Source organism: Streptomyces sp. DSM 41931 (assembly GCF_050271085.1).
Taxonomy (GTDB): Bacteria; Actinomycetota; Actinomycetes; order Streptomycetales; family Streptomycetaceae; genus Streptomyces; species Streptomyces albogriseolus.
In genome coordinates, this window is the sequence record NZ_CP189902.1 from 1798783 (window position 1) to 1815317 (window position 16535).

General features: G+C 73.5%; 15 protein-coding genes. 6 read left to right on the forward strand and 9 right to left on the reverse strand.

The window, feature by feature from the left end:
- Nucleotides 1–243 precede the first annotated feature (243 nt).
- Nucleotides 244–1428 (forward strand): quinolinate synthase NadA, encoded by a 1185-nt coding sequence (nadA, locus tag ACP7TJ_RS08510; protein WP_167742849.1) that lies wholly within the window; start codon nucleotides 244–246, stop codon nucleotides 1426–1428.
- A gap of 78 nt (nucleotides 1429–1506) precedes the next feature.
- Here the strand turns inward: nadA and ACP7TJ_RS08515 are convergent, their stop codons facing one another.
- The 5 genes from ACP7TJ_RS08515 to ACP7TJ_RS08535 form a co-directional block, all read right to left on the reverse strand.
- Complete coding sequence (locus ACP7TJ_RS08515; RefSeq protein WP_367454231.1) at nucleotides 1507–4626, reverse strand: efflux RND transporter permease subunit; 3120 nt, start codon at nucleotides 4624–4626, stop codon at nucleotides 1507–1509.
- Nucleotides 4627–4785: 159 nt separating this feature from the next.
- The gene (locus tag ACP7TJ_RS08520; protein ID WP_167742851.1) at nucleotides 4786–5475 is read right to left on the reverse strand and encodes a response regulator; all 690 of its coding nucleotides are present in this window, start codon (nucleotides 5473–5475) and stop codon (nucleotides 4786–4788) included.
- A 22-nt stretch (nucleotides 5476–5497) separates the two neighbouring features.
- Complete coding sequence (locus ACP7TJ_RS08525; protein WP_093767944.1) at nucleotides 5498–6721, reverse strand: sensor histidine kinase; 1224 nt, start codon at nucleotides 6719–6721, stop codon at nucleotides 5498–5500.
- Between the two features lie 109 nt (nucleotides 6722–6830).
- A complete protein-coding gene (gene pspAA / locus ACP7TJ_RS08530) occupies nucleotides 6831–7112 on the reverse strand; it encodes a PspA-associated protein PspAA (RefSeq protein ID WP_093767943.1) in 282 nt (93 codons plus the stop codon).
- Nucleotides 7113–7132: 20 nt separating this feature from the next.
- Complete coding sequence (locus tag ACP7TJ_RS08535) at nucleotides 7133–7936, reverse strand: PspA/IM30 family protein (protein ID WP_093767942.1); 804 nt, start codon at nucleotides 7934–7936, stop codon at nucleotides 7133–7135.
- A 257-nt stretch (nucleotides 7937–8193) separates the two neighbouring features.
- On the opposite strand from ACP7TJ_RS08535, the gene ACP7TJ_RS08540 reads away from it, so the two are divergent.
- Together ACP7TJ_RS08540 and ACP7TJ_RS08545 are read left to right on the forward strand one after the other, a co-directional pair.
- Nucleotides 8194–8832: a DUF3043 domain-containing protein gene (locus ACP7TJ_RS08540; protein ID WP_093767941.1), complete on the forward strand. Its 639-nt coding sequence runs from the start codon at nucleotides 8194–8196 to the stop codon at nucleotides 8830–8832.
- Between the two features lie 86 nt (nucleotides 8833–8918).
- A complete protein-coding gene (locus ACP7TJ_RS08545; protein WP_266396429.1) occupies nucleotides 8919–9596 on the forward strand; it encodes a methyltransferase domain-containing protein in 678 nt (225 codons plus the stop codon).
- A 70-nt stretch (nucleotides 9597–9666) separates the two neighbouring features.
- On the opposite strand, the gene ACP7TJ_RS08550 is transcribed toward ACP7TJ_RS08545, so the two are convergent.
- Nucleotides 9667–9915 (reverse strand): hypothetical protein, encoded by a 249-nt coding sequence (locus ACP7TJ_RS08550; RefSeq protein ID WP_093767939.1) that lies wholly within the window; start codon nucleotides 9913–9915, stop codon nucleotides 9667–9669.
- Nucleotides 9916–10031: 116 nt separating this feature from the next.
- On the opposite strand from ACP7TJ_RS08550, the gene ACP7TJ_RS08555 reads away from it, so the two are divergent.
- On the forward strand, nucleotides 10032–11231 hold the full coding sequence (locus ACP7TJ_RS08555; protein WP_093767938.1) for a bifunctional adenosylcobinamide kinase/adenosylcobinamide-phosphate guanylyltransferase: 1200 nt from the start codon (nucleotides 10032–10034) through the stop codon (nucleotides 11229–11231).
- Here the strand turns inward: ACP7TJ_RS08555 and ACP7TJ_RS08560 are convergent.
- Nucleotides 11207–12283, reverse strand: coding sequence for a class I SAM-dependent methyltransferase (locus tag ACP7TJ_RS08560; RefSeq protein ID WP_093767937.1), 1077 nt, complete (start codon nucleotides 12281–12283; stop codon nucleotides 11207–11209). The two genes, ACP7TJ_RS08555 and ACP7TJ_RS08560, sit on opposite strands and share 25 nt — an antisense overlap.
- 222 nt (nucleotides 12284–12505) lie before the next feature.
- Here ACP7TJ_RS08560 and cobT point away from each other — a divergent pair, with 222 nt between their 5' ends.
- Nucleotides 12506–13570, forward strand: a complete 1065-nt coding sequence (gene cobT, locus ACP7TJ_RS08565) for a nicotinate-nucleotide--dimethylbenzimidazole phosphoribosyltransferase (protein WP_427762675.1) — start codon at nucleotides 12506–12508, stop codon at nucleotides 13568–13570.
- A gap of 192 nt (nucleotides 13571–13762) precedes the next feature.
- Here cobT and ACP7TJ_RS08570 read toward each other — a convergent pair whose 3' ends face one another.
- The gene (locus tag ACP7TJ_RS08570) at nucleotides 13763–14521 is read right to left on the reverse strand and encodes a hypothetical protein (protein WP_093767935.1); all 759 of its coding nucleotides are present in this window, start codon (nucleotides 14519–14521) and stop codon (nucleotides 13763–13765) included.
- A gap of 60 nt (nucleotides 14522–14581) precedes the next feature.
- Between ACP7TJ_RS08570 and ACP7TJ_RS08575 the strand changes: the two genes are divergently transcribed.
- Nucleotides 14582–15382 carry an adenosylcobinamide-GDP ribazoletransferase gene (locus tag ACP7TJ_RS08575; RefSeq protein WP_401539098.1) on the forward strand — a complete coding sequence of 267 codons (801 nt, stop codon included), beginning with the start codon at nucleotides 14582–14584 and terminating at the stop codon, nucleotides 15380–15382.
- A 60-nt stretch (nucleotides 15383–15442) separates the two neighbouring features.
- Here ACP7TJ_RS08575 and ACP7TJ_RS08580 read toward each other — a convergent pair whose 3' ends face one another.
- Nucleotides 15443–16246: an endo alpha-1,4 polygalactosaminidase gene (locus tag ACP7TJ_RS08580; RefSeq protein ID WP_367559191.1), complete on the reverse strand. Its 804-nt coding sequence runs from the start codon at nucleotides 16244–16246 to the stop codon at nucleotides 15443–15445.
- Nucleotides 16247–16535 lie beyond the last annotated feature (289 nt).

Here is a 16535-nt window from a genome sequence, read left to right on the forward strand (position 1 = left end):
GCAACCGGCGGGACCGCGGATTCATTCCGGGCCGGGCGCGTGATTTCCTCGCCTCGCTCTTCATGCTCGCACACGCCGTGCGGAGCGGAAAACGTCCCGTGCCGGGGCCTGTCGGGAATGAACGGGCGGCCGCCTAGATTCACGTCACATGGACGCTATGGCCATCGTCAAAGTGACGTGAACCGGTTATGATAGATAGCGTCATTTCGACGAGAAGTCGCCAGAACAGAAAGGGTGCGTGTCGTGACCACCGCCCAGACCCGGGAGCTCGACGTCCAGCCGACGCCCCTCGCCCTGCTGCTCCTCGGCCGTGAGGCCGACCCGAAGAGCGAGCGCGGTGTGGAGTGTCCCGGCGACCTCCCCTCGCCGTCCGACCCGGATCTCGTGGAGCGCGCCCGCGCGGCCAAGGAGAAGCTCGGGGACAAGGTCTTCGTCCTCGGCCACCACTACCAGCGTGACGAGGTCATCCAGTTCGCCGACGTCACGGGCGACTCCTTCAAGCTGGCGCGGGACGCGGCCGCGCGTCCGCAGGCCGAGTACATCGTCTTCTGCGGTGTGCACTTCATGGCCGAGTCCGCCGACATCCTCACCGGCGACGACCAGAAGGTGGTCCTGCCGGACCTCGCGGCCGGGTGCTCCATGGCCGACATGGCCACCGCCGAGCAGGTCGCCGAGTGCTGGGACGTGCTGACCGAGGCCGGGGTCGCCGAGCAGGTCGTCCCCGTCTCGTACATGAACTCCTCCGCCGACATCAAGGCCTTCACCGGCAAGCACGGCGGCACGATCTGCACCTCGTCGAACGCGAAGCGCGCCCTGGACTGGGCGTTCCAGCAGGGCGAGAAGGTCCTCTTCCTCCCCGACCAGCACCTGGGCCGCAACACGGCGGTGCGGGACATGGGGATGTCCCTGGAGGACTGCGTCGTCTACAACCCGCACCGGCCGAACGGCGGCCTGACCGCCGAGGAGCTGCGCGCCGCGAAGATGATCCTGTGGCGCGGCCACTGCTCGGTGCACGGCCGCTTCAGCCTGGACTCGGTGAACGAGGTGCGTGAGCGCATCCCGGGCGTCAACGTCCTGGTGCACCCCGAGTGCCGTCACGAGGTCGTGGCCGCGGCGGATTACGTCGGCTCGACCGAGTACATCATCAAGACGCTGGAGGCGGCCCCGGCCGGGTCCAAGTGGGCCATCGGCACCGAGCTGAACCTGGTCCGCCGCCTGGCGAACCGTTTCGCTTCCGAGGACAAGGAGATCGTGTTCCTCGACCGCACGGTCTGCTTCTGCTCGACGATGAACCGCATCGACCTCCCCCACCTGGTCTGGGCCCTGGAGTCCCTCGCCGAGGGCACCCTGGTCAACCGCATCGAGGTGGACAAGGAGACCGAGGCGTTCGCCAAGCTGGCCCTGGAGCGCATGCTGGCGCTGCCGTAACGGCGGCACGGCACACGGCGCGAAGGCCCCCGTCCGGCACCTGACGGTGCCGGACGGGGGCCTTCGCCGTCGCGCGGATCAGACCTGCGCCGGGGTCTCCTTGCCGGAGGCGGGCCGCGGCCCGCCGGGCGTCTCCCGCTTCGCCGCGCGCTTGAGGGCGCGGCGTTCCTTGCGGAGTTCCAGCATCGCGTAGAGCGTCGGGACCAGGAGCAGGGTGAGCAGGGTCGACGTGATCAGGCCGCCGATCACCACCACCGCGAGCGGCTGGGCGATGAAGCCGCCCTCGCCGGTGACGCCGAGCGCCATCGGGAGCAGGGCGAAGATCGTCGCCAGGGCCGTCATCAGGATGGGCCGCAGCCGGTGCCGGCCGCCCTCGAGGACGGCGTCGATGACGCCGTAGCCCTGCCCGCGGTACTGGTTGATCAGGTCGATCAGCACGATCGCGTTGGTGACCACGATGCCGATCAGCATCAGCATGCCGATCATCGCCGGGACGCCCATCGGGGTGCCGGTGACCAGCAGCAGGCCGATCGCGCCGGTCGCCGCGAACGGCACGGACACCAGCAGGATCAGCGGCTGGGCCAGCGACCGGAAGGTACCGACCAGCAGCATGAACACGATCGCGATGGCGGCCAGCATGGCCAGGCCCAGGTTGACGAAGGCCTCGTCCTGGTCCTCGGTCACACCCCCGATCTCGGCCGTCGCGCCCGCGGGCAGCGTCAGCGCGTCGATCTTCGTCTGGAGCGCCGTGCCCACGGCGCCCGTGTTGTCGCCGACCGGGCGGGCGGTGACGGTGGCCGCGCGCTGGCCGTCGATGCGGGTCATGGAGACCGGGCCGTCCACCAGCCGGACGGTGGCGATGTCACCCAGCTTCACCGGGCCGAGACGCAGGGCGCGCAGCTGCTCGACGGTCGTGGCGGGCCGCGCCGAGCGGATCACGATGTCCCGCTCGGTGTCGTCGAGGACGGCCTTGGCGGCCGGGGTGCCCTTCACCGACTGGGCGACGGCCATCCCGAGGGTCTGGGCGTCGAAGCCGGCCGCGGCGGCCTTGTCGTTGGGCGTGACCGAGATACGGGGCACGCTCTGCGCCAGGTCGCTGCTGACGTCGGTGACGTCGTCCAGGGAGGCCACCGCGTCGCGGACCTGCTCGGCCGCCTTGTTCAGCACCTGCGCGTCGGCCGCCTTCACGACCACGCTGAGGTCCTGGCTGCCGAAGCCGTCACCGGCCGCCACCGTGGTGGTGCCGATGCCGTCGAGCCCGGCGAGGCCCTTCTCGATGCTGTCCCGGACGTCGTCGGAGGACGCGGAGTCCTCCAGCATGATCTGGTAGGTCGCCTGGTTGGTGTCGGTGCCGCCGCCGAAGGCGGCCATGAAGCCGGACGAGCCGACGGTCACCTGGTAGTCCTCGACGCCCTCGGTGTCCGCGAGCAGCTTCTCGACCTTCTTCGCCTGGGCGTCGGTCGTGGCCAGGGAGGCGCCGGGCTTCAGCTCCTGACGGACGGTCAGGACCTGCTGCTCGCCCGCGTCGAAGAAGTTGGTCTTCAGCAGCGGGGCCATGGCGAAGGTGGCGATCAGCACGACGACGGCGATGGCGACGCTGGTCAGCCGGCGCCGGGTGGCGAAGCGCAGCACGGGCACATAGGCGCGCTGGAGGCGGCTCTTCGCCTCCTTCTCCTCGGCCTGCCTGCGGGCCTCCTCGGCGTCCTCCGGGGTGCCCTTCGGGGGCCGCAGGAACCAGTACGACAGCACCGGGACGACCGTCAGCGACACCAGCAGGGACGCCAGCAGCGCGGCGGTGACGGTGAGGCTGAAGGAGCCGAACAGCTCGCCCACCATGCCGCCGACCAGGCCTATCGGCAGGAACACGGCGACGGTGGTGAGGGTGGAGGAGGTGACCGCTCCGGCCACCTCGCGCACCGCGTTCATGATCGCGGAGTGGCGTTCCTCGCCGTAGCCGAGGTGCCGCTTGATGTTCTCCAGGACGACGATGGAGTCGTCGACGACCCGGCCGATGGCGATGGTCAGACCGCCCAGGGTCAGCATGTTGAGGGACAGGTCGCGGGTCCACAGCACGATCAGCGCGAGCACCACCGACAGCGGGATGGACACCGCCGTGACGAGGGTGGAGCGGACCGACGCGAGGAAGACGAGGATCACCAGCACGGCGAAGAGCAGGCCGAGCGCGCCCTCGGTGGTGAGGCCGTCGATGGCCTTCGAGACCGCAGGGCCCTGGTCGCTGACCACGGTGAGGGTGGCGCCGTCGCCGAGGTCCTCGCGCAGTCCGGGCAGCTTCTTCTCGACGGCCTCGGAGATGGCGACGGCGCTGCCGTCGTGGTCCATGGTGGCCATGACGGCGAGGCTGGGCCGGCCGTTGGTGCGGGTGAGGGAGTCGGAGCGCGCCTCCTCCTGCCGGACGGCGGCCACGTCGCCGAGGCGGACGGGCTTGCCCTCGCCGGGGGCGGCCGTGACCATCAGGTCCTGGATCTGCCGCAGGGAGGTGAAGCCGCCGCCGACCTGGACGGTGCGGTTGGCGCCGTTCTCCTCGAAGGAGCCGGCCGGGACGGTCGCGCCGCCGGCCTGGAGGGCCTGGGCGACCGACGCGCCGGTCAGGCCCGCCCTGGCGAGCTTCGCCTCGTCGGGGACGACGGTGACCTGGAGGTCCCGTACGCCGTCCACCAGGACCTGGCCGACGCCGTCGATGCTCTTCAGCGCGGGCACCACCGTGCGGTCCAGCTGGTCGGCGAGCGCCTGCTGGTCCTTGTCGGAGGTGACGGCGAGCACCACGGTCGGGATGTCGTCCGTGGATCCTGCGACGACCTGCGGGTCCACCCCGGACGGCAGCCGGGCGCCGGCCCGGTTGACGGCCTGCTGCACGTCGGCGACGAGCTGCTGGGTGTTGTTGCCGTAGTCGAAGGACGCCATGATCACGGCGTTGCCCTCGCTCGCCTTCGAGGTGACGCCGGAGATGCCGTCGACGGCCTCCAGGCTGTCCTCGATGGGTTCGACGACCTGCTTCTCCACCACGTCCGGCGAGGCGCCCTGGTAGGGGGCGATCACGGAGACCATGGGCAGTTCGATGGTGGGCAGGAGCTGCTGTTTGAGCTGGGGTATCGCGATCGCCCCGAAGACGAGCGCGATGATCGACATCAGTCCGATCAGCGCCCGTTGCGCGAGGCTGAATCTGGACAGCCAGGACATGGGTCAGGGTCTCTTTTCCGTGGAGCGGCGAAGGTCCGGCAGACGGGCGCGCGCACAGTGGGCGGCCCACTCCACACCCTGGGCCATGGCCCAGGGCCGATCCGTGGTCCCGAGGTCCGATTCTTCACACGGCGCCTACTCCCGCCGCAGTACTCACGGCTACGCCTGGTCCGTCCTCGGACGGACCAGGCCCGACTCGTAGGCGATGACCACGAGCTGGGCCCGGTCGCGGGCGCCCAGCTTGGCCATGGCGCGGTTGACGTGGGTCTTGACGGTGAGCGGGCTGACCTCGAGGCGTTCGGCGATCTCGTCGTTGGAGTGACCGCCGGCGACCTGGACCAGCACCTCCCGCTCGCGCACGGTGAGGGAGTCCAGGCGCTCGGCGCGCTCGGGGTCGCGGTCGGGGCCGGGCGGGCCGTCCTGGGCGAGGAAGCGGGCGATCAGGCCCTTGGTGGCCTGCGGGGACAGCAGCGCCTCTCCCCCGGCGGCGATGCGCACGGCGCCCAGCATCTCGCCGGGCTCGGCGCCCTTGCCGAGGAAGCCGGAGGCGCCGGCCCGCAGGGACTGCACCACGTAGTCGTCGACCTCGAAGGTCGTCAGTATCACCACCCGGACCCCGTCGAGGGCGGGGTCGGCGCTGATCTCGCGGGTGGCGGCGAGGCCGTCGGTGCCGGGCATGCGGATGTCCATGAGGACCACGTCGGGCAGGTGTTCGCGGGCCAGCCGGACGGCCTCGGCGCCGTCGGACGCCTCGCCCACGACCTCCATGTCCGGCTCGGAGTCGACGAGGACGCGGAAAGCGCTGCGCAGCAGTGCCTGGTCGTCGGCGAGCAGGACGCGGATCGTCATGCGGGCTCCAGCGGGGCGTCGGTCACGGGCGGCCGCCGGGGGCGGCGGAGGTGCGGGGCTCGACGGGAAGGATCGCATGCACGCGGAAGCCGCCGCCGTAGCGGGGGCCGGTGGTGAGGGTGCCGCGCAGGGCGGTGACGCGTTCGCGCATGCCGAGCAGTCCGTGCCCGCCGCCGGGGGTGGGGTCGTGGCCCTGGTCGCTGCCGTCGTCGAGCACGGTGACCTCGATGTGCGGTCCGACGCGTACGACGCTGACCTCGGCGCGCGCGTCGGTCCCGGCGTGCTTCTGCACGTTGGTCAGCGCCTCCTGGACGATCCGGTACGCGGCCAGGCCGACGGCGGCGGGCAGTTCGGTGCCCTGGTCGGCGCGGGCGACCTCGACGCGGAGCCCGGCGTTGCGGAAGGTGGCGGCGAGCTCGTCGAGGCGGTCGAGGCCGGGGGCGGGCTCGGTGGGCGCCTCGGGGTCGCCGGACTGGCGCAGCAGGCCGACGGTGGCGCGCAGTTCGCCGAGCGCGTGGCGGCTGGCCTCGCGGACGTGGGCGAGGGCCTCCTTGGCCTGGTCGGGGCGCTTGTCCATGACATGGGCGGCGACCCCGGCCTGCACGTTGACCAGGGCGATGTGGTGGGCGACCACGTCGTGCAGGTCGCGGGCGATGCGCAGGCGCTCCTCGGCGACCCGGCGGCGGGCCTCCTCCTCGCGGGTGCGTTCGGCGCGCTCGGCGCGCTCGCGGATGGCCTGGACGAAGGCGCGGCGGCTGCGGACGGCGTCCCCGCCGGTGGCGCCGATGCCGGTCCAGGCGAGGATCGCCAGGTTCTCCTGGGCGTACCAGGGCAGGGGCCCGGCGGCCATCGCGGTGCCGGTGAGGACGGTCATGGTGAGCAGGCCGAGCCGCCAGGTGGTGGGGCGGTCGGTGGAGGCGGCGACGGTGTAGAGGGCGATCACCGCGCACATGGCGACGGGGGCGCGGGGGTCGCCGGTGACGGACTCGACGACGGAGAGGCCGCCCGCGACACCGAGCACCGTGCGGGGGGCGCGGCGGCGGAAGACGAGCGCGGCGGCGCCGAGCGTCATCAGGACCAGGCTGAGCGGGTCGGGGGTGCGCAGGCCCCAGCTGACCCCCTCGGGGTCGTGCGGTTCGACGAAGGACCCGGCGACCATGCACAGCAGGACGCCGACGGCCAGCACCGTGTCCACGGCGGCCGGGTGGGCCCGCGCCCGGCAGCGGGCGCGTGTCAGGGTGCTCACGGCTGGTTGCGGTGACCGGGGCGGACGCCCGTGCGGCGCGGCCCCGGCTCCCCCCTCTCTGCGGACTGCCTCTTCGCGGACGGCCGGATCCGGTTGTCCCGGGGACGTCTCAGGTCCCCGGGATGAGGCCGTCGTCGGTGAGGAGGTCGCGGACCTCCTCGAGGGTGGCGCCGGGGGCCGGGAGGATGAGGTCGGACGGCTCCAGGGAGTCGTCCGGCAGCGGCTCGCCCAGCTCGTGCACCTTGTCCAGCAGGGCCTGGAGCGTGGCGCGGAAGCCGGGTCCGTCGCCGTTCTCCATCTCGGCGAGCAGTTCCTCGTCCAGCTTGTTCAGCTCGGGCAGCCGGCTCTCCTCCAGCGTCAGCTGCCCCTCCCCCATGATCCGTACGATCATGTCGCCCTCCTCGGCGTGGGCTACTGCTTGTCGAAGCGCGGGGTGTCCTGCGGCTGCTGCCGGGTCTGCGGCTGCGCCTGGTCCTGGCCGCCCTCGAGGGCCTGCCGGTCGCCGGAGGTGCCCCCGGCCAGCTCGGCCTTCATGCGCTGCAGTTCGAGCTCCACGTCCGTGCCGCCGGAGAGCCGGTCGAGCTCGGCCTGGATGTCGTCCTTGTGCATGCCGGACTGGTCGTCCAGGGCGCCGGAGGCGAGCAGCTCGTCGATCGCGCCGGCCCGGGCCTGGAGCTGGGCGGTCTTGTCCTCGGCCCGCTGGATGGCCAGGCCGACGTCGCCCATCTCCTCGGAGATGCCGGAGAAGGCCTCGCCGATCCGGGTCTGCGCCTGGGCGGCTGTGTAGGTGGCCTTGATGGTCTCCTTCTTGGTGCGGAAGGCGTCCACCTTGGCCTGGAGGCGCTGCGCGGCCAGCGTCAGCTTCTCCTCCTCGCCCTGGAGCGTGGCGTGCTGGGTCTCCAGGTCCGTCACCTGCTGCTGGAGCGCGGCGCGGCGGGAGAGGGCCTCGCGGGCCAGGTCCTCGCGGCCCAGCGCGAGCGCCTTGCGGCCCTGGTCCTCCAGCTTCGACGACTGGGACTGGAGCTGGTTGAGCTGGAGCTCCAGGCGCTTGCGGCTGGTCGCCACGTCGGCGACGCCACGGCGGACCTTCTGGAGCAGCTCCAACTGCTTCTGGTACGAGTAGTCGAGGGTCTCGCGCGGGTCCTCGGCCCGGTCAAGGGCCTTGTTCGCCTTCGCGCGGAAGATCATCCCCATACGCTTCATGACACCGCTCATGGGCTTCGCGCGCCCCCTTCTGACGGACTCCAGCTCCAGTGACTGCGACAGAACCCACAGTACGGGCCCTGCATCCATTACCGCACTGTCCGGGGACGGATGCGCTCATCCCCAAGGACGAGTGAGTACCCTCCTGATCCGGCGTAGGGAGTAGGTGGTCCCCGGGGTGGCGGCCGCCGGTCGTCCCGGAGGCCCCCGCTACGTCCCCATCTGTCCTAGGAGAGACGTCCGGTGTTGCCGGATCGTTCCCCGCGGGGCTGTGGTCCAACCCCGGCCACCCCGTACCCTTGGGTTTTGTGTTCCGTAGCCGTGCCAAGGAAGAGAAGGCACCGGGCGCCGACAAGGCGACGGTGACCGACTCCATGCAGCCCCGTCACCCCGAGGCCCCCAAGGGCCGCCCCACACCCAAGCGCAGCGCGGCCCAGTCGCAGCGCCGCAGCGTGGCCAACACGACGATGTCGCGTAAGGAGGCCGCCAAGCGTCAGCGCGAGGAGCGCCGTGCCGCACTGGAGCGTCAGCGCCAGGCGCTGGCCAGCGGCGACGAGCGGTACCTGCCCGCGCGCGACAAGGGCCCGGTGCGCCGGTTCGCCCGTGACTTCGTGGACTCGCGCTTCCACATCGCGGAGTGGTTCCTGCCGATGGCCGTGGTCATCCTCGTGCTGAGCATGGTGCAGGTGGCGCAGCTGCAGAACATCGCGCTGCTGCTGTGGCTCGTCGTCATCGTGATGATCGTGCTCGACTCGGTCGTGACGGGCTTCCGTCTGAAGAAGACGCTCGCCGAGCGCTTCCCCGACGAGAACCGGCGCGGCGCGGTGGCCTACGCGCTGATGCGCACGCTCCAGATGCGCCGGCTGCGGCTGCCCAAGCCCCAGGTGAAGCGCGGGGAGCGGCCCTGAGCGCCACCCCGTTCGCGCACGGTACGACGGCGCCGGGTCCGCCTTGCGGGCCCGGCCGTCTGCGTGACGTCGTCCGTGAGGAGCTGGTGGCCCGCCAGCTGGAGGAGCAGATAGTCGGGCGTTTCCCGGTCGGGAAGCGGCTGCGGGTGCTCGACGTGGGCATGGGCCGGGGCGCGCAGGCGCTGCGGCTGGCCCGGGCCGGCCATCAGGTGACGGGCGTCGAGCAGGACGCCGCGTCGATCGCGGCGGTCCGGGAGGCGTTCGCCGGGGAGCCGGAGGGCATCCGGGAGCGGATGCGGATCATCGAGGGGCATGCCGGGGACACGGGTGTGCACTTCCTGCCGGGCAGTTTCGACGTCGTGCTCTGTCATGGCGTGCTCATGGACGACGTGGAGGATCCGGACGCGCTGCTCGCGGGGGTGGCCCGGATGCTGGCGCCCGGCGGGATGCTGTCGCTGCTCGTGCGCAACGGCGACGCGGCGGCGATGCGGGCGGGTCTGTCGGGCGACTGGGCGGGGGCGCTGGCGGCGTTCTGCACGCCGACGGCGTCGTACGGGCTGAAGCGGCTGACGTCGACGCTCGCGGGGATCGGGGCGCCGCTGCACACCTGGTACGGCGTGCGGGTCTTCACGGACACGACGGCGGACGACGCGGTGCTGCCGGACGACCTGGACGCGGTGCTGGCGGTCGAGGACCGGGCCGGGCGCACGGACCCGTACCGGGGGATCGCCGCGCTGCTGCACCTGTGCGGGGTCCGGGGCTGAGGGCTCAGCCCCGGAGAACCTCAGCCGCGGTGACCTCGGCCCCGGTGGCCCCGGCCCCGGTGACCTCGGCTCACGCGCCTTCGCCGGCGCTCTCGGTCTCCGCCGCCGTGGTCCCGTCCGCGTGCAGGCTCATCGGGCCGTAGATCTCGGTGCCGTCCTCCAGCAGCCGGACCTGGTCGGCGCCGCCCTCCAGAAGAGCCTTCCAGTTCTCCCCGATCCAGGACTCGGCGTCCCCCTGCGTGGTGAACTCCTCCGGCGTCACCGCGGGCTCGACCTGCGTCCCGTCGGCCTTCTCGAACCGCCACGTCCATGCCGCCATGTACGCCTCCCAAGCGTGTGAGCTCACTGCACAGCAGAAGCCGGATCTTGGTCCGGCTCCTGACCAAGAGCGTAGTCGGACGGGCATCGGCTGTGGGGAAAGGCGAGAATCGGGGCGTGGAACTGACTCTGCTCGGCACCGGCGCCCCGGCGGGACTGCCCCGCCCCGACTGTCCCTGCGCGGCCTGCGCGTGCGCGCTGGGACCGGACGCGCGGGCTGCGGCCTCGCTGTTGGTGGACGGCGCGCTGCTGCTCGACCTGACCCCCGGCGCGGCCTTCGCCGCGGCCCGTGCGGGGCGTTCGCTGGGCGGGGTGCGCCAGGTGCTGCTGTCGCACCCGCACGACGGGCCGGCGGTGGAGGTGCCGGCCGGGCTGCCGCAGCCGGGGCGGGTGCCGGACGGGCGGGAGCTGGCGCTGCTGACGGGGCACCGGGTGCGGGCGGTGGCGCTGGACGCGCCCGGCACCGGGTACGCGGTGACCGGTCCCGACGGGCAGCGGCTGCTGTATCTGCCGCCGGGCGGCGCCCCCGCCGGTCTCGAGGCGCCGGCCGAGCCGTACGCGATGGTCGTGCTGGACGTGGTGGGCCGCCCGGACGCGCTGGCGCGGCTCCGGGAGACGGGCGCGGTGGTGCCGACCACGGACGTGATCGCCGTGCACCTGGACCACGACGTGCCTCCGGGCCCCGAGGTACGGCGCCGGCTCGCGGCCGCGGGGGCGCGCGCCGTGCCGGACGGCACCACGCTGGAGGTCGGCGCGTACGAGGACGTGCCCGACGTGCCGCGCCGCACGCTGGTGCTGGGCGGGGCGCGGTCGGGCAAGTCGGTGGAGGCGGAACGGCGCCTGGAGTCCTTTCCCGAGGTGCTGTACGTGGCGACCGGCGGCTCGCGCAACGGGGACACGGAGTGGGCGGCGCGGGTGTCCGCGCACCAGGAGCGGCGGCCGGGGTCCTGGCGGACCGTGGAGACCTGCGACCTGGTGCCGCTGCTCAAGGGCGACGGCCCGCCGCTCCTGGTCGACTGCCTGTCGCTGTGGCTGACGGACGCGATGGACGCGGTGGGCGCCTGGGACGACGCGGAGTGGGCGGACGGCGGCGAACGCGCCCTCCGCGACCGCGTACGGGCCCTCACGGACGCGGTCCGCGAGACCCGCCGCACGGTGGTCGCGGTCTCCAACGAGGTCGGCTCCGGCATCGTCCCCGCCACCGCGTCCGGCCGCCGCTACCGCGACGAACTGGGCCGTCTGAACGCGGCGTTCGCCCAGGAGTGCGAACAGGTGCTGCTGGTGGTGGCGGGTCAGGCGCTGGTGCTGCGGGGCTGAGGCCGAGGCTTCGGTGTGCGGGCGATCAGCCGGTACGTGTTGGCGAACGGGGTGTGGCGGATCAGGGGGGCCAGGGCCAGGTCGCCCGCCGCCGCCGCGACGACCAGGGGGGTGCCGGCGCGCAGCAGCACCGTTCTCAGCCGCTGCCGGGCCGGGGAGGGCGGGACGGCTCGCCAGGGGGTGTCCGGGGCGGGGAGGGCGTGGGAGAGGGCGAGGGCGGCGAGGCCGGCCAGATCGTGGGGTACGTGGGCGGCGCGGTGGCCGGCGGTGACGATCTCGCAGCCGCGCGCCTCGAGTTCCTCGCGGAGGTTGCGGCGGGGCAGCAGGTGCAGCCGGCGGGGCTGGTCGTAGGGCAGCCACCAGCGGCCGAACAGGGCGGCGTACGCGCAGCGCGGGTCGAGCGTCTCGACGATCAGGTGCCCGCCGGGGCGCAGGGCGTCGAGGGCGGCGTGCAGTTCGGCGCGCGGGTCGGTGGTGCGCTCCAGGTGGTGCAGCAGGCTGACCACGTCGTAGCGGCCGGCCAGCCGGGCCAGCACCCCGGGGTCGGTGAGCGGCCCCACGTGGGCCTCCTCGACCCGGCCGAGCTCACGGGCCCGCTCGACGCGCGGGGTGAGGTCGGTGCCGTCGAACGCGGTGTACGGGAAGAACTCCCGCGCGGTCTCCGGGAAGCGGGCGTTTCCGGTGCCGACGTCCAGCCAGCTCTCCGGCTCCCCGAACGGCAGCATCGCGCGGGCCGTGGCGCGGCGGCGGTGGCGTACGGCGTGCAGGGCGAGGACCCGTTCGGTGGCGGGGTCGCGGGGGGCGCCGCGCACCGCGCGCCGGTAGAAGGCCAGGCCCTCGGGGGTGAGCCGGGGGTTCTGGAAGGTGTGGCCGCAGTCGCGGCACTCGTCGACGGTGAACAGCCCGGGCCGGTGCCGGCGCAGGTCCCCCGTTCTCAGCCGGGTGCGCAGCCGCGCGGAGCCGCACCAGGGGCAGTCCGGGCGGCGCGGTTCGTGCACGCGGGCGGAGCCGTGCGGGGCGGGGAACGCGGTGTCGGGGGCGGTGGCGGACATGGGCGGCTCCCGGCGTGAGGTCGTACGGCACGCGGGTGGCGCGACGTGCGGGGACGGTCGGGGACGCACGGAGGGATCTCCGGCATTCCCGAGCAAAACGTTACGTACGGGAGGGCCTCACGGGGTGGATCACGGCCGGGGTGGCGTGGTGGGGGTGAGGCCGCGAACGCGGGGACGACCGGCGCTCCTGGGTGTTCGACGAGGGCCGGTACTGTTCGGCGAATGAGCTCGCTTAATCTCGACGACTTCACCGATCTGATCGAGCGTCCGGACGGCGGGGTGCGCCGTGACGCGGAGGAGCACCGGGCCCGTCTGGTGGTGCCGCCCGGGTCGCTGGGCCGCCTGGACGACCTGGGTGAGTGGCTGGCCGCGGCGCAGTCCTCGGTGCCGGTGCGGCCGGTGGAGCGGCCGCGGGTGGTGCTGTTCGCCGGCGACCACGGGATCGCGCGGCGGGAGGTCTCCGCGCGTCCGGCGGGCACCGCCGTGGAACTGGTGCGGGACGTGCTGGAGGGCGGCCGGCCGGTCTCCGTGCTGGCGCGGCGGCTGGACGTGCCGGTGCGGGTGGTCGACATGGCGCTGGACTGCGACCCGGCCTCGCTGCCCGAGGACGTCGTACGCCACCGGGTGCGGCGCGGCAGCGGGTGCATCGACGTCGAGGACGCGCTGACCCTGGAGGAGGCCGAGGCGGCGTTCCGCGCGGGGATGGCCGTGGCGGACGAGGAGGCCGACTCGGGTACGGACCTGGTGGTGCTGGGCGACGTCAGCGTCGGCGGCACGACCGCGGCGGGCGTGCTGGTGGCGGCGCTGTGCGGGACGGACGCCTCGGTAGTGACCGGGCGCGGCGGCCTGCCGATCGACGACCTGGCGTGGATGCGCAAGTGCGCGGCGATCCGGGACGCGTTGCGCCGGGCGCGGCCGGTGCTGGGAGAGCAGCTGCGGCTGCTGGCGACGGTGGGCGGGGCGGACCTCGCCGCGATGACCGGATTCCTGCTGCAGAGCGCGGTGCGGAAGCTGCCGGTGCTGCTGGACGGGGTGGTGACGGCGGCGTGTGCGCTGGTGGCGCAGCGGGTGGCGTTCCGGGCGCCGGACTGGTGGCTGGCCTCGCATGCGAGCGGGGAGCCGGGGCAGGCGAAGGCGCTGGACCGGATGGCGCTGGAGCCGGTGCTGCCGCAGGGGGTCGCGGTGGGGGAAGGCGCGGGGGGGTTGCTGGCTCTGCCGTTGGTGCGGGCCGCGGCGGCGCTGGCCGCGGAGTTGCCTGTCCGGCAGGAGCTTGCCAAGGAGGCGTGAGGTCGGCGCCCTCCGGACGCGCAGGGAGGCGCGGTGCCCCTCCGAGGCCGGGGGGGGGGAGAAACGCCCCTTAGGGGCGCGGGGAACTGCGCAAACGGAGGCTAAACCCACGGTGCCTCTGAAACCCGGGGAGGGACCATCACGCCTCGGGGGCTTCGCCCCCGGACCCCCTTCGCGCAGTTCCCCGCGCCCCTAGGGGCGTTCCAGAGGCCGGGGCGCGTCCGGCTTGCCTCCGAGCCAGTCCTGGACCGCCCGGGCCGGGCGGGTCCAGCGGCGGTCGTGGTGGTAGGCCCGGAGCAAGGACTTGGCGCGGGCCCGGTAACGGTGCCGGTAGAAGCGTTTGGCCCAGGGCGAGCCGGGGCGGGCCAGGCGCACGGACCCGATGACCGCCACCACCGGGACGATCACGCCGAACACCGCGAGGCGGACCTTCCCCTTGCTCAGGGCGATCAGCGCGAAGCCGAAGTTGACGGCGATGCCGCTCAGCACGCCCGCGCGGTTCTGGAGTTCCTGCTGGGAGAGGTCGTTGACGCCGAACGGCGCGAATCCGGCCAGCAGCAGAACCACCAGCGCCGCCGTGAGCACCACCATCTCCACGCTCTTGCGTCCGGCCTCGGACCAGTACACGTCGTCCAGGTGCAGGATCAGCGCGAACTCGTCGAGCACGAGCCCCGCGCCGACACCGAACAGCACCGCGCTGAGGTACGGGCCGGAACCGTGCCCCCCGCTCGCCACCGCGCCGAAGCCGCCGATGACGGTGAGGATGACGCCCGGCACCACGTGGTGGATGTGCACCGAGCCCGCGGTGACGTTGCCGAAGGGGCCTTTGCCGGCCCGGATCAGGCGGGTGATGATCCGCGTGATCACGAAGGTGAGGACGAACGCGGTCAGGGCGATGAGCAGCGGCAGCTTGCCCGGCTCGATGATGTTCCGCTCCAGCCACTGTCCCATATGCGTACTTTATTCATGGCCGCACCCGGCGCCCTGGTGACCGCCGGGTAATCTGCGCCGGTGCCCGAGCCCTCCCCCGCGTCCTCCGCCTCCCCCGCCGACGGCCTCCGCTTCGCCTTCGGCACCCTCACCGTGCTCCCGGCCGGGCTGACCCGCTGGGACCGTCCGGCCGCGCGGGCGGGCATGCTCTGCGCGCCCGTGGTCGGCCTGGCGGTGGGCGTGCTCGCCACCGCGACGGGACTGGCACTGCTGCTCCTCGGGGCGGGGCCGCTGCTCGCCGCCGTGGCCTCCGTCGCCGTGCCGGCCGCGCTGACCCGGGGGCTGCACCTGGACGGGCTGGCCGACACCGCGGACGGTCTGGGCAGCGGCAGGCCCGCCGAGGACGCGCTGCGGATCATGAAGCAGTCGGACGTCGGACCGTTCGGGGTGCTCACCCTGGTGCTCGTGCTGCTGGCGCAGGTGGCCGCGCTGGCGCAGGCGTACGGCGGTTCCTGGGGGCGGGGCGCGCTGGCCGCCGTGGTGTCGGCGGTCGCGGCGCGGGTCGCCCTCACCCTGGCCGCGCGCACCGGTGTGCCGGCCGCCCGGCCGGAAGGGCTGGGCGCGGCGGTCGCCGGCGTGGTGCCGGCGCGGGGCGCGGCGGTCACCGTGGTGCTGGCGGCGGGGCTGCTCGCGGGCGCGGGCGCGGCGCTGGGGGCGTACGACGCGGTGCGCGCCGGGCTGGCGGTGGTGGCGGCGGCGGGGACGGCCGAACTGCTGCTGCGGCGCTGCGTGCGAAGGTTCGGCGGGGTGACCGGCGATGTGTTCGGCGGGGTCGCGGAGACGGCGGCGACGACCGCGCTCGTCGTCATGTCACTGGGCTGAAACGGTGACGCCGGCCTCGCTGCCGGCGGCGCTCCGGCACCTCGGTGGCGTCCGTGGAGCTCAGCAGGTTCGCCGCCACGCGTCGAGTGCGTACCTCTTGAGCAGCGAACTCAGCTTCAGGCGGCGGGAGTCGGCGCAGAAGCGGCCGGTGGGCAGCTCGTACTCGGCGTGGAAGACGGCCTTGCCCGCCTCGACGAACGGGGTGAGCCTCCCGCACTCGCCGTACTGGGCGCACTGCTCGTTGACCGCGAAGTCGAAGTCGCCGACCAGGTCGGGGATCTGGTCCAGGTCGTTCTTCAGGCCGACGGCCATGCCGCGCTCGTGCGCGAGCCGGGCGATCAGCCGGTTGTAGCGGAGCTGGTCGGCTGCCGTGAGCGGGAAGCCGGTGCGGTTGCGGTAGCCGTCCATGTTGTCCGGCTCCACCGCGTCGAAGCCCTTGTCCCGGCACATGTCGAGGCGTTCGGCCATCAGCGGCTCCAGGACGTCGGTGCGGCGGATGTCGAGCCAGCGCTCGCCCTCCCAGCCGTTGCCCCGGCCGATGACCGACCTCGGGAAGTCGTCCGCGTCGGGGCGGAAGTCCTCCCAGGCCCCCGTGGACAGGTAGCAGACGACCTTGCGGCCGTCACGGTGCAGCGCGTCGACGGTCTCCTTCGAGTGGTGGAAGCCGTCGATGTCGTAGACCGGGACGTCGACGGAGGTGTCCAGGCGGCCGGTGAGCTGCCACTGCCAGTCCAGACCGGGCCGCGGCCGCCACCACTCCCCCGACGGCTCCGGCGACGGTCCCGCGTCCGCGCCGCCGGAGCTCCCGGAACACCCCGTCAGCACCAGGGCCAGCAGGACCACAAGCGCGCACACTCTTCTCACCGGACGTTCCCCCAGGTACTCGGGCCGCCGCAGACGGCGGCACAGCAACACCCGTATGATCACCCGCCCCGCGGCCCCCGGGCACGCGAACCGGCCACCGCCGCGACCGCACCGGCCGCCCGCGGTCCCCGCGGCCGAGCCCCGCCCGGCCACAACGGCGGCGGACGGCCGCGCTCTCGGCCCGGTGTCGGCCGCCCCGGGACGGGGAACCCGCCGCGGGGCCGGGCGCACCGGCCATGAACGCGGGCGCACACGCGCGTAGGCTCGGGGCCGAGTGTTCGCCGCACCG